7 protein-coding genes, 1 tRNA gene, 1 other RNA gene and 1 pseudogene are annotated in these 12,493 nt (G+C 70.8%); 4 read left to right on the top strand and 6 right to left on the bottom strand.

Going from position 1 to position 12,493, the window contains the following annotated elements; translation table 11 throughout:
- Positions 1-127 precede the first annotated feature (127 nt).
- Positions 128-1,381, bottom strand: coding sequence for a phosphoribosylamine--glycine ligase (gene purD / locus OHN74_RS22655; RefSeq protein WP_327696379.1), 1,254 nt, complete (start codon positions 1,379-1,381; stop codon positions 128-130).
- A 197-nt stretch (positions 1,382-1,578) separates the two neighbouring features.
- Entirely contained in the window at positions 1,579-3,915 is a 2,337-nt protein-coding gene (locus OHN74_RS22650; RefSeq protein ID WP_327696378.1) for a DNA polymerase III subunit gamma and tau, read from the bottom strand.
- A gap of 180 nt (positions 3,916-4,095) precedes the next feature.
- On the opposite strand from OHN74_RS22650, the pseudogene OHN74_RS42910 reads away from it, so the two are divergent.
- Positions 4,096-4,677, top strand: a pseudogene (locus OHN74_RS42910) (histidine phosphatase family protein); the annotation flags it as partial.
- A 1,118-nt stretch (positions 4,678-5,795) separates the two neighbouring features.
- Here the strand turns inward: OHN74_RS42910 and ffs are convergent.
- Positions 5,796-5,892, bottom strand: an RNA gene (gene ffs / locus OHN74_RS22640) — signal recognition particle sRNA small type.
- A 73-nt stretch (positions 5,893-5,965) separates the two neighbouring features.
- Here ffs and OHN74_RS22635 point away from each other — a divergent pair.
- A tRNA-Ser gene (locus OHN74_RS22635) sits at positions 5,966-6,053 on the top strand.
- A gap of 443 nt (positions 6,054-6,496) precedes the next feature.
- On the opposite strand, the gene OHN74_RS22630 is transcribed toward OHN74_RS22635, so the two are convergent.
- The 3 genes from OHN74_RS22630 to OHN74_RS22620 form a co-directional block, all read right to left on the bottom strand.
- The gene (locus tag OHN74_RS22630; protein WP_327696376.1) at positions 6,497-6,898 is read right to left on the bottom strand and encodes a PIN domain-containing protein; all 402 of its coding nucleotides are present in this window, start codon (positions 6,896-6,898) and stop codon (positions 6,497-6,499) included.
- On the bottom strand, positions 6,895-7,143 hold the full coding sequence (locus OHN74_RS22625; protein ID WP_327696375.1) for a hypothetical protein: 249 nt from the start codon (positions 7,141-7,143) through the stop codon (positions 6,895-6,897). Before OHN74_RS22625 ends, OHN74_RS22630 begins: the two co-directional genes overlap by 4 nt.
- 128 nt (positions 7,144-7,271) lie before the next feature.
- Positions 7,272-7,670, bottom strand: a complete 399-nt coding sequence (locus tag OHN74_RS22620) for a calcium-binding protein (protein WP_327696374.1) — start codon at positions 7,668-7,670, stop codon at positions 7,272-7,274.
- Positions 7,671-7,853: 183 nt separating this feature from the next.
- On the opposite strand from OHN74_RS22620, the gene OHN74_RS22615 reads away from it, so the two are divergent.
- Both OHN74_RS22615 and OHN74_RS22610 read left to right on the top strand, forming a co-directional pair.
- Positions 7,854-10,679 (top strand): DEAD/DEAH box helicase, encoded by a 2,826-nt coding sequence (locus tag OHN74_RS22615; protein WP_327696373.1) that lies wholly within the window; start codon positions 7,854-7,856, stop codon positions 10,677-10,679.
- Positions 10,676-11,911 carry an SWIM zinc finger family protein gene (locus OHN74_RS22610; protein WP_327696372.1) on the top strand — a complete coding sequence of 412 codons (1,236 nt, stop codon included), beginning with the start codon at positions 10,676-10,678 and terminating at the stop codon, positions 11,909-11,911. Before OHN74_RS22615 ends, OHN74_RS22610 begins: the two co-directional genes overlap by 4 nt.
- Positions 11,912-12,493 lie beyond the last annotated feature (582 nt).

Here is a 12,493-nt window from a genome sequence, read left to right as displayed (position 1 = left end):
TGGCAGTTGGGCGAGGTTCGAGAGGCGTGCAGGCGCGTCACAAAAGACTTTCGGGCCCCGCATCCTTAGACGGATTCGGGGCCCGAGAGGTTCATCGAGGTGTGTCGGTACTACTCGTACGGAGGTGCTACTCCCCCGCTGCCGCCTTCGCCGCGATGTCGGTGCGGTGCTGGGAGCCGTCCAGGTGGATGCGGCCGAGGGCGGTGTACGCGCGGTCGCGGGCCTGGCTCAGGTTCTTGCCGGTAGCCGTCACGGAGAGCACCCGGCCGCCCGCGCTGACCACCGCGTCACCGTCGTGCTTCGTGCCCGCGTGCAGGACGTACGCGTGCGGGGCGTCCGCCGCGGCCACGTCGGCGAGGCCGGTGATCGGGTCGCCGGTGCGCGGGGTGCCGGGGTAGTTGTGCGAGGCGATGACCACGGTGACCGCCGCGTCGTCGCTCCAGCGCAGCGGCTCCAGGTCGGCGAGGGTGCCGTTCGCCGCCGCGAGCAGGATGCCCGCCAGCGGGGTCTTCAGACGGGCCAGGACCACCTGGGTCTCCGGGTCGCCGAAGCGGGCGTTGAACTCGATCACACGGACGCCGCGCGAGGTGATCGCGAGGCCCGCGTAGAGAAGGCCGGAGAAGGGGGTGCCGCGGCGGCGCAGTTCGTCGACCGTCGGCTGCAGGACCGTCTGGAGGACCTCCTCGACCAGCTTGGGGTCGGCCCAGGGGAGCGGCGAGTAGGCGCCCATGCCGCCCGTGTTCGGGCCCTCGTCGTCGTCCAGCGCGCGCTTGAAGTCCTGGGCGGGCTGGAGCGGGAGGACCGTCACGCCGTCGGTGATCGCGAAGAGGGAGACCTCGGGGCCGTCGAGGAACTCCTCGATGACGACGCGGTCGCAGGAGTTCGCGTGCGCGGCGGCGGCTTCGAGGTCGTCGGTGACGACCACACCCTTGCCGGCCGCGAGTCCGTCGTCCTTCACGACGTACGGGGCACCGAAGGCGTCGAGGGCCTCGTCGACCTCCTCCGGCGTCGTGCAGACGTACGAGCGGGCCGTGGGGACGCCGGCTCCCGCCATGACGTCCTTCGCGAAGGCCTTGGAGCCCTCCAGCTGTGCAGCCTCCCCGGAGGGGCCGAAGACGGGGATGCCCGCCTCGCGCACGGCGTCGGCGACCCCGGCTACGAGCGGCGCCTCCGGCCCTACGACGACCAGGTCGGCGCCCAGCTCCAGGGCCAGCGCCGCTACGGCCTTGCCGTCGAGGGGGTCGACCTGGCGCAGCTCGGCGACCTCGGCGATGCCGGCGTTGCCGGGGGCGCAGTACAGCGCGGTGACGTCGGGGTCGAGGGACAGAGAGCGGCACAGGGCGTGTTCGCGGGCGCCGTTACCGATGAGGAGGACCTTCACGGGGGTCAGCTTAGTGGTCGGTCTGGGTGCGGAGTGCTTGCCGGTACCGGCACGGGCCTCGCTGAGGGCTGCCGCTCCCAGACCCCCACTCCGGCCCTGAAGGGACCTTGTCCTCAAACGCCGGACGGGCCGGACGCGCTCCCCACCTACTTCATGCCTACTCGTACCTACTCGTACCTACTCGTACCTACTCGTACCTACTCGTGCGAGACCTCCTCGACCACCGTCGCCCCCAGCTCGCGCACGATCAGTTCGTGGCCGGAGAGCGCGGACTCGTCGAGGTCGGGGTCGTCGTCCTCAGGGGTGTCGTCCTCGGGTGCGATGGGCGGAGGTTCCGGGGCCGAGTGCTGCGGTGCCGGGGCGGATGCCTGCGGGCGGGGGGCGCCCGAGGCCGAAGCGGGCGCGGGCCCGGACGTGGGCGCTGGTGCCGGGGGCGCGGCCTGCTGGTGGGGAGCCGACGTCGATGCGCCGCCTCCATAGCCACCGGCGGAACCACCGCCGCCTCCACCGCCGTAACCACCGGAGGAACCGCCTCCGCCGTAGCCGCCGGTCGCCGGAGCCGCCGCGCCGCCGCCCGTCGGGTCGACGACGGCCTCGATCCTCCACTGAACGTTGAACTGTTCCGCCAGCGCCTGCTTCAGCACTTCCTCGCTGCCGCTGCTGGAGAAGTTGTCCCGCGCTCCCGCGTTCATGAAGCCCAGCTGGAGCGTGGTGCCGTCGAAGCCGCTGACCTGGGCGTTCTGGCTGAGCAGGATCCAGGTGAACCGGCGGCGGTTCTTCACCGACTCCAGGATGTTCGGCCAGAGCATGCGGGGGTCGAGGCCGCCGGGCACAGGAACACCGGCCGGTGCGGCGGGGACCTGGGCAGGTGCCTGGGACTGGGCCTGGGGCTGGGAGTAGGCCGCTGCTGCTGGAGGAGGTGAGGCCGTCGCGGCACCGGGACCGGCCGCCGAGGGCTGACCGGCGCCCGCAGCTGTGGCCGTGGGCCAGCCACCGGGACGCCGTCCACTGCCCGCACTCGTCGCGGTGGGCCAGGCGCCGGGGGCAGCCGGGGCGGGAGCCACCGGCGCCGGGGCCGGGACGGATGCCACCGGAGACTGCGACTGCGACTGCGGTTGCGACTGCGGTTGCGGTTGCGGTTGCGGTTGCGGTTGCGGGGTGGGAACGGCGGCCGTGCCTGCCGTGCCCGGCAGGTCGGGCATGCCCGGCGCATCCCCCCGCACAGCCGCCCGCGCCGCCGCGACCCCGCCGCCGACCGGAACCGGCGCACCTACGGGACCACCGGGCACCGCGCCCTCGTGCGCACCGGGTCCCGGGACGTACCCCATGGCGATCCCGGCGCCGCCCATGCCCACCGCGGGGCCGCCGGAGAAGTTGACGCCGCGTTCAAGCTTGTCGAGCCGGGCCATGACGGAGCGCTCGTCGCCGTACGCGGCGGGGAGCAGCACGCGCGCGCAGATCAGTTCCAGCTGGAGTCGGGGAGAGGTCGCGCCCCGCATCTCCGTGAGCCCCTCGTTGACGAGGTCGGCGGCGCGGCTGAGCTCGGCGGCACCGAAGACGCCTGCCTGGGCCTGCATACGCTCGACCACGTCCACAGGGGCGTCGATGAGCCCCTTCTCCGCCGCGTCCGGCACGGCGGCGAGGATCACCAGATCGCGCAGCCGTTCGAGCAGGTCGGCGACGAAACGGCGTGGGTCGTTGCCGCCCTCGATGATGCGGTCCACGACCTCGAAGGCCGCCGCTCCGTCCCCGGAGGCGAACGCCTCGACCACGGAGTCGAGCAACGAGGCGTCCGTGTAGCCGAGCAGAGAGGTGGCCATGGCGTACGTCACGCCGTCGGCACCTGCGCCGGCCAGCAACTGGTCCATGACGGACATCGAGTCTCGTACGGAACCCGCGCCTGACCGGACGACCAGCGGGAACACACCGTCGGCGACCGGGATGTTCTCGTGTCCGCAGACCTCGGCGAGGTACTCGCGGAGCGTGCCGGGCGGGACCAGCCGGAAGGGGTAGTGGTGGGTCCGGGAACGGATCGTCCCGATGACCTTCTCGGGTTCCGTGGTCGCGAAGATGAACTTGAGGTGCTCCGGGGGCTCCTCGACGACCTTGAGCAGCGCGTTGAAACCAGCCGGCGTGACCATGTGGGCCTCGTCGATGATGTAGATCTTGTAGCGGCTGCTCGCCGGCCCGAAGAAGGCCTTCTCCCGCAGGTCACGGGCGTCGTCCACACCACCGTGCGACGCCGCGTCGATCTCGATGACGTCGATCGACCCCGGCCCGTTGCGCGCCAGGTCCTGACAGGACTGGCACTCGCCGCAGGGAGTCGGCGTCGGGCCCTTCTCGCAGTTCAGGCAGCGCGCAAGGATGCGCGCACTGGTCGTCTTGCCGCAGCCGCGCGGCCCGCTGAACAGGTACGCGTGATTGACCCGGTTGTTCCGCAGCGCCTGCTGCAGCGGGTCGGTTACATGCTCCTGCCCGATGACCTCGGCGAACGACTCCGGGCGATAGCGGCGGTACAGCGCAAGGGACGACACGCATACGACGATATCGGGCCCCACTGACAGTCGACCCCGCCCGCCCGGCTCACCTCGTACTCACCGCACGCTCACACCCTCCGCCGCTGTCTGTTTTGACGGCAAAGAGTCCTCAAAAGTTCCCCTTGGGGTATTTCACATAAAACACGGAGGTCCCACCATCAACTTGAAAACTCAAACATGGGAGCGCTCCCCCACCATCCCTCACCCCTCTCCAATCCGCGCCCCCACTTCACTCCCCACGCCCCCCACGCGAGGAACCGCATGCCGCTCTACTTCGTCCGCCACGGCGAATCCGGCGCCAACGAGCAGAACCGCTTCGCCGGACGGCTGGACTCCCCCCTCACCGCCCTCGGCACCAGCCAGGCCGAACAGGCGGCCGACCGGGTCGCCGCGCTGGTCGCGGCCGGCGTACGCATCGACGAGGTACACATGTCCACCCTCCGACGCGCCCGCGAGACGGCCTGGACGATCATCGACCGTCTCCCCGAGCCGCCGACCTGGACCACGACCGAGGAGGCGCTCGTGGAACGCGACTTCGGCAGCTACAGCGGGCGCAACAAGAGCCTGGTGAAGAAGTCGATCGGCTTCGCCGGATACACCGAGGCGTTCCACTCCCCGACCGGCATGCCGCCCGGCGGCGAGAGCTGGCAGGCGATGTACGACCGGGTCGCCGCGTACCACCGCGACGTACTGCTGCCCGCCTCACGCGCGGGGCGCACCGTACTGGTCGTCGCCCACAAGTACATCGTGGAGGTGTTCGCGCTGGTGGTCGCCGACGCGGACCCGTCCTCGTACCGCGATCTCAAGATCCCCAACGCGCGACCGCTCTCGGAAGAGGACCTGCGCCGGGCGGTCACAGCGCCGTCCGCGGCCGGGCTGCTCAATGACCTGGGCGAGATCGTAGAGATCCGGCTGCCGCTGCTGGTCGCGGCAGCGGCGACGAGCGGGGCGGTGGCCCAACTGCTGGTGGGCGTAAGCGTCCCCGGGTGGGCCTTCACCCTCGTCCTGACGTTCCTGCTGGCCATCGGCTCGTTCTTCGCCATGCTCCGCGTCGCGCCGTCCGCCCTGCGCGGCCCGGTCGCCAGCCTCCGTACCGCCTGGCCGCTCCTCCTCCCCCGTCTGGCGCTCGGCCTCGCCCTCCTCTGGACGGCCCGTTCGGTGCCCCTGGAGCTGGCCGGCCTGTTCCTGCTCCTGCCCCCGGCCCTGATAGCCCCGACTCTTTCCCTCCTCTGGGGCGGCGACTACTTCTTCGCGATACGGCACACCGTGGCGGCCTCACTCGCCCTCCCGGCCCTCCTGCTGGCAGGCCTGGCCGCCCCCCTCGCCCTCCCCGCCACGCACGCCGCCCACATGTTGACGACACTGGTCCCAGCGCTCCTGACGTACGCGGTGGTCCTGGTCGCGGCCCTGGCCCTGCCCGGCATCGCCGCTCAGGCTCTGCGGCACCGCGACCCCATCCGCGCGGGCGCCCTGAGCACCAACTGGAACTGGCTCGGCGGTCTGGCACTGGTCCCCCTCGCGGGCACGGCGACCTTCGCGCTCACTCCGCCGGTGGGCCTGACCGGCCCGGACACGGCAGGTCTGGCGACCCGTCTGCTCCTGACGATGACCGTCACCGGGGCCGCGCTGGCCGCCCTGCGCCTGCTGACAACGCTGTTCCTGCGCGTACGCGCGCACAGTGCGGGTCTCGGTCGGGACATGATCATCACCCAGAACACACCCAACGTGTTCCTATGGCTCGCGATGACGGCGGTACTGGCACCTGCGACGGGCCACCACCCATCGGTGATCGGCCTGGGCGTGGCGCTCGTCTTCTTCCTCGCCGTGTACATCGACGAACGGGTGTTCCTGTACGCCCACCAACGCACCCTGGACACAAAGAAGACCCCCCACGCACCCGCCAGAGCCAACCTACCCTTGCTGCCTTCCGGCCCTGGGGGAGTTCAGTCAGATAGCGCCGCGTGAGGGGCTGGGGCCCAGCGTACCTGATCGCGGGGGGTCCGAACGAGTTCGCAAGCACCACCCACGGTCATGTAATGTTCGCGTCGGAGGATTCGCCTAGTGGCCTAGGGCGCACGCTTGGAAAGCGTGTTGGGGGCAACCCCTCACGAGTTCGAATCTCGTATCCTCCGCCAGTGCCTCACCGGGCACGATGTCGAAGGGCCCCACCTCAGGGTGGGGCCCTTCGACATGCCTTGGTTGCAGTTTCGGCTGCGTTTATAGGGGATATTTAGGGTATTTCCTCAAGCAGGAAGAGCGCACGCTCACGTCCTACAGGGCGACCGGCGCAGACTGCGGGGAGCCACACCATCTGACGGGGTCGTCACGACGGTTACCGGCCGCCAGGACCCACACGATGAGTTGGCCGTCCTCAACGGCGTAGACGAAGAGGCAGTCGCCGCCCTGAGCCGCCGACAGGCGTTGCGCCTTGAGGAGCTTTGACACCGAACGCGGTCATGCCCCGTATCCGTCGACGCCTTGTTCACCCATCACGGGTTGGCCTGCGGCGGCTCCGGTCTCGGCGGATCCACGCGGATCCGCCCATGGTCCCGTCCATGTTCCGGGGTCGATGTCGCGGTCATAGCCCGATCAGCCGGACCTTGCTGCCGCACAGCCGGGTCATGTCATCGACGTCCGACGTGAGGATGGCGACCGGGCCAGGCTGGCGCAAGGCCGCTTCCGCGACGGTGGCGTCGATCGCGTACTTGTGTCCGTGCAGACCGGCGCTCTTGAGCAGTTGGGCCGCCGCCTTGGCCGCTGCCTCCGTGATCGGCTCCACCTTGACCCGGGAGAGCGCCCATTGCAGTCGGGGCAGGTTCACCCTGGCGTGACTCACCTCCACGATGGTGTTGGCGCTGACGACAAGGTCCGCTCCCATGTCGTGGAACACCTGGAACATCGCCAGAACCTTCCGGTCCTGCACCATCCAGGCCGACAGCCCCTCGCTGTCCAGGACGACGGTCTCAATGTGCCCGCTCACGCGGCGCTCGCGCCGCCGCCGGCCGACGTCGTATCGAAGATGCGCGCCCGCGCCTCGGCCAGCTCTTCCTCACTGAAGGCCCCGTGCTCGTCTGTGTGGCTGCGCAGGTCGGCCCCCAGGAGCTGGTGCCGGATCTGCCTGGCGACCGCTTCGGCGACGTAGCCGGAGATGTTGTCCGTGATCTTCTTCAGCTCCGCCACCTGCTCGGTGGGGAGTGTCACCGTGATGCGCGTGGTGTCAGCCATAGGTTCAAGCATACTTCGGTATGCGCACTACGTGCTGCCTGTTCCTCGCAGTCGGTCCGGTCAGCGGCAGGCGGGGTGACTGTCCGTTCGAGCAGGGGCTCAGCCGGCCAGTCGCACGACGCGCCGGTTCAGCGGGTCCAGTAGCGGTATGCCTCGATCCATTGCCAGCCCTCGGGGGCGGGTTCCGGCAGCGGCAGGTCCAGAATTCCGATGCCCTGTCGGACCGACCCCCGGGCGCAGCGTGCGACCATGCGTTCGTCCTCGACCAGATCGACACCGACCACGCTCACCTCGACGCCGAGAACAGTCGTGGTGAAGGGCACGGCAAGGCTCTCCTCGATCATCGTGAAGAAGCCGGTGAGCTGTTCATCCTCGCCGTAGGCGTCGACGGTGGCCTCTTCGATCAACGCCTCCAGCGCGGCTGGGGCCCAGGTGCTCATGGCCTCACCGTAGCGCCGCACCGTACGGTTGAGGACCGGTGTGTTCAGCAGCGGCTTGTCCGTCGTGGCGCCGTCGCCAGCAGTCAAGCCGAGGCTCGCGGTTGCCAGTGTGTGACGTTGCCTGGTGGGGTTCGGTAGTGAGCGGCCCAGGGGAGGGCCTGGCTAGCGACAGGGCGGAAGAGAGTGGCACGAGTCGTCGTACGAGAGCCGAGGCCGAGTACGGGCGCGAGGAGCGCACCGCCGCCGGCCCGGCAGGAGACATCCGCCTTCGTGAGGGAGTTGCTCGGCGCCGGCTGGGCGGCGGTGTTCCTGCCCGGTGAGCCCGCCCGCCTCGGGCGGCTGCTGCTGTGGAAGCCGACCGGGGCAGCGGCCGGAGACAGTACGGCGCCCACCGGCCTTGAGACCGAGGCCGTGGAGCTGGTCCTGCCGCACGGCCGCTCGGTCAGGCGGCGGAGGGTGGAAGGCTACGCGCTGCCCGTCGCCCTCGCCGTCTCCGCGCTGGCCGGGGCGCAGCCGCCGCATCCGTCCGCCGCAGCCTGGCAGGCCGCCACTCGCTTCGCGCTGCGGCTGCTCGCCGACGGCCGCCTCCACCCGGCCCTCACCCCCGCCGGTTACGACACCTGGCGGGTGGGTCCCCTCACCTCCGTACAGCGGCGGACGCTGGACGCCTTGGCCGCCGCCTTCCCGCCACACGCCCACTGTCTGCCCGAGCCTGGCCCTGCTCCGGTACGGATCGCCGAACCGGCCGTGCTGGTACGCCAGTTCTGCGACGCGGTCGCCGATGATCTGGTCCGTACGCCGGCCGCGCCGCTCGCCATGGGAGCGCTGCCGTACGCCTGGCGCGAGGCCCGCGCCGTGCCCGCCCTGCGTGAATGGGCCGAGGAAACCCAGGCGGCGCTCACCGCCGAGGTCAGTGTCTCCCTGCGTGTCGACGTACCCGAAGGACGCCGACGGCAGTTCCGGGCCGTCCTGCAACTGCACACCGCGGCGGACCCGGCGCTCGTCGTCGAGGCCGCACGACTCTGGAGCGAGCCGACCGAAGTGGAGCGGCTGCTCGGCCCACGCGCCGAGACCGAGACCCTGCTCGCCCTGCGCCGCGGCACCCGCGCCTGGCCCCCGCTGCGGAGGCTGCTCGACGATGCCGCTCCCGATCAGGTCCGGTTGACCGACGACGAAGCCTTCGATCTCCTTGGGGACGCCACGAACGCGCTGCGCGCGGCCGGTGTCGACGTGCACTGGCCGCGCGACCTGGTCAAGGCGCTCACCGCGACCGCGGAGATCGGGCAGCGCACCGCCCCCGGTTCCGCCGCCGGCGGCCTGCTGGACACCGAGGCCCTCCTCGACTTCCGCTGGCAGGTCTCCCTTGGCGGCGAGCCGCTCACCGAGGCCGAGATGGATGCTCTCGCGGAGTCGCGCCGTCCCCTCGTCCGGCTTCGCGACCAGTGGGTGGTCGCCGACCCGAAGCTGGTGGCCCGTGCCAAGCGCCGCCGGATGGAACCGCTCACCCCCATGGAGGCGTTGAGCGCCGCGCTGACCGGCGAGGCCGAGTTGGACGGTGACCGGGTCCCCTGTGCGGCGGTCGGTGCGCTCGGCGACCTGGTCGCTCGTATCCGCGACCCCGAGTCCCGCACCCTCGTGCCCCAGCCCGCCGCCCTCAAGGCCACGTTGCGCGAGTACCAGAAGCGGGGCCTGGCCTGGCTGGCCGAGATGTGCGCACTCGGCCTCGGCGGCTGCCTCGCCGACGACATGGGCCTGGGCAAGACCGTCACCCTGCTCGCTCTGCACCTGCACCGCCAGAGCGAGCCCACCACCGCGGGCCCCACCCTTGTCGTCTGCCCGGCCTCCCTGCTCGGCAACTGGCAGCGCGAGGCTGCCAGATTCGCACCGCTCACCCCCGTACGCCGGTACCACGGCGGCGACCGCCACCTGGACGACCTGGCCGGCGACGAGATCGTCCTGATCACCTACGGGGTGCTGCGCCGCGACCGCGAAGTGCTTGCCGAGACAGCCTGGTCGCTGGTGGCCGCCGACGAGGCACAGCACGTCAAGAACCCCTACGCCGTCACCGCCCGCGAACTGCGTGCCCTGCCCGCCCGCGCCCGCGTCGCTCTCACCGGCACCCCCGTGGAGAACAACCTCTCCGAGCTGTGGGCACTGCTCGACTGGACCACCCCCGGGCTCCTCGGCTCACTCACCGCCTTCCGTGACCGGCATGCCCGCGCCATCGAGACGGGTGAGGATCCCGAGGCAGCCGAGCGCCTGTCCCGTCTCGTACGTCCCTTCCTGTTGCGCCGCAAGAAGTCCGACCCCGGCATCGCCCCCGAACTGCCGCCCAAGACCGAGACCGACCACGTCGTCCCGCTGACGGCCGAGCAGACCGGCCTGTACGAGGCACAGGTCCGCGAGACCATGGCGAGGATCGCGGAGTCGGAGGGCATCGCCCGACGCGGTCTGGTACTCAAGCTGCTGACCGCGCTGAAGCAGATCTGCAACCATCCCGCCCAGTATTTGAAAGAGCCCCCGTATGGGAAGGAGGACAGCCAGCGCCGGTCCACTCCCCTGCGGGGCCGCTCCGGCAAGCTCGACCTGCTCGACGAACTTCTCGACACCATCACCGCCGAAGGCGAATCCGTGCTGGTCTTCACGCAGTACAAACAGATGGCGGCTCTGCTGGAGAAGCATCTCGCCGAGCGCGGCGTCCCCACTCTCTTCCTGCACGGCGGCACCCCCGTCGCGCGGCGCGAGGAGATGGTGGACCGCTTCCAGCGCGGTGAAGTGCCGGTGTTCCTGCTGTCGTTGAAGGCGGCGGGCACCGGACTCAATCTCACCCGCGCCACTCACGTCGTGCACTACGACCGCTGGTGGAACCCGGCCGTAGAGGACCAGGCCACCGACCGCGCCTACCGCATCGGCCAGGACAGACCCGTCCAGGTGCACAAGCTCCTCGCGGAGGGAACCGTGGAGGACAAGGTGGCGAAGCTGCTCGAAGCCAAGCGCGCCCTCGCCGACGCCGTCGTCGGCTCCGGCGAGGCAGCCCTGACCGAACTGTCCGACGCCGACCTCGCCGAACTCGTCGCCCTGGGAAGGCCGTCATGAGCCCCGCTGTCCCGGGCCCGCGCCGTGCGCCCGCCCGCGGCAAGCGAGCCTTCGCCGCGACCTGGTGGGGCCAGGCATGGGTGGCCGCCCTGGAGGACTCCACCCTGGACGCCGGACGGCTCTCGCGCGGACGCACCTACGCCCGCAAAGGCATGGTCGGCCCGGTCACCGTCGCTCCGGGCAAGGTCAATGCCGCTGTCCAGGGCAGCCGCCCGCGCCCGTACCGCGCCTCGGTCCACCTGCCCGTCCTCACCGACCCTCAGTGGGACACCCTGCTCGACACGATCGCGGCCCGCGCCGGGCATCTCGCGGCACTTCTCGACGACGAGATGCCCGCCGAACTCGTGGCCGACGCCCGGCACGCGGGCGTCCCCCTGCTCCCGCTGCCCACCGAGCTCGATCCGGAGTGCTCCTGCCCCGACTGGGGATACCCCTGCAAGCACGCCGCCGCGCTCTGTTACGCCATCGCCGCCACCATCGACACCGACCCGTTCGTACTCTTCGCGCTGCGCGGCCGCGGTCGCGAGGAGGTCTTCGCCCAACTGCGCGCACTCCGTACGGCAGTACAGGAGACGGCCGCCCCACCGGCACCGGCCGGCATCCCGGCCGCCGCCGCGTACGCCCGCTGGGCCGAAGAGCTCCCCGAACCGCCCGAACTCCCGGAACCCGCCGCGCACACCACAGCACTGCCCGTCGCCCCGCCGTCCGGCACCGGCCTGGCCGCCGCAGACCTGGAACGCCTCATGGCCGATGCCACCGCGCGCGCCGCCCGGTTCCTCGCGGGCGACACCTCCGACCTGCACCTGACCCAGTACCAGGACGCCGTCCGCATCGCCGCGGGCAACCCCGGACCCGAGTGGTTCCACCACCTGATCCAGAGCACCGGCACCAAACCCACTGCCTTCGCACGCCTCACCCGCGCCTGGCGCCACGGCGGCCCCACGGGCATCACCGTCGCCGAACAGCCCTACGCCCCCGACACCACGGTGATGAAGGCCGCCCGCACCGCCCTGGACGTGGCCCTCGCCGAGATGACCGACTCCCCCACACACCTCAGAACCTGGCGCAACCGCCTCACCCTCACCCACCACGGCATCCAGCTGCGGCTGGGCCCCGACGCCCGCTGGTACCCCTACCTCCAGGACGACGACGGCGAATGGTGGCCCGCGGCACCGGCCGACAGTGACCCGGTCACCGCGCTCACCGCGGCCTGGTCGCAGAACGGGGAGTAAGGAGGCGACTCCCCGCTGACCAGGAACCACGAGCAGAAGCTGGACACAGTCACCCTGCTCCCACTTCCGTGGTTGCGGTTCTGGTTGCGTTCACCGGCGTACAGCACCGTTCAGAACCCCTGACCGGACCAGCTGCACCGCAGGTCAGAACGTCCCCGCACACCCCAGAACCCCCGGACGAACATTTGGAAAGCGTGTTGGGGGCAACCCCCTCACGAGTTCGAATCTCGTGTCCTCCGCCGACACCTCACCGGGCACGATGTCGAAGGCTCCCGCTGTTCGCCTTCGCAGCGGGGGCCTTCGTCGTTGTCCGTCTCAAGTGGTCGTCATGTCGGTCCCGTTGGTGGGCCTCAGGGGCACAGGCGCCTTGTCCGTTGCGGACGGTTACGTCGTCGCTCGATCAGTGGCCACGCTGAAGCAGCTCACCAGCTGGTGCCGTGACCGGACAGGTTCACCGAGGTCTCGTGGTCTGCGGGTGCCGAGTGACCGCTGCTCGCCGGTTTTGGCTGGTCGCAAGGGGGAACGGCCTCGTTTGCATCGCTGTAATCAACTTGCTGACCACCCCGGCGCGCGGGCAGGGTC

The organism is Streptomyces sp. NBC_00459 (genome assembly GCF_036013955.1).
In the GTDB taxonomy this organism is placed as follows: Bacteria; Actinomycetota; Actinomycetes; order Streptomycetales; family Streptomycetaceae; genus Streptomyces.
This window is presented reverse-complemented; position numbering and strand designations above follow the sequence as displayed.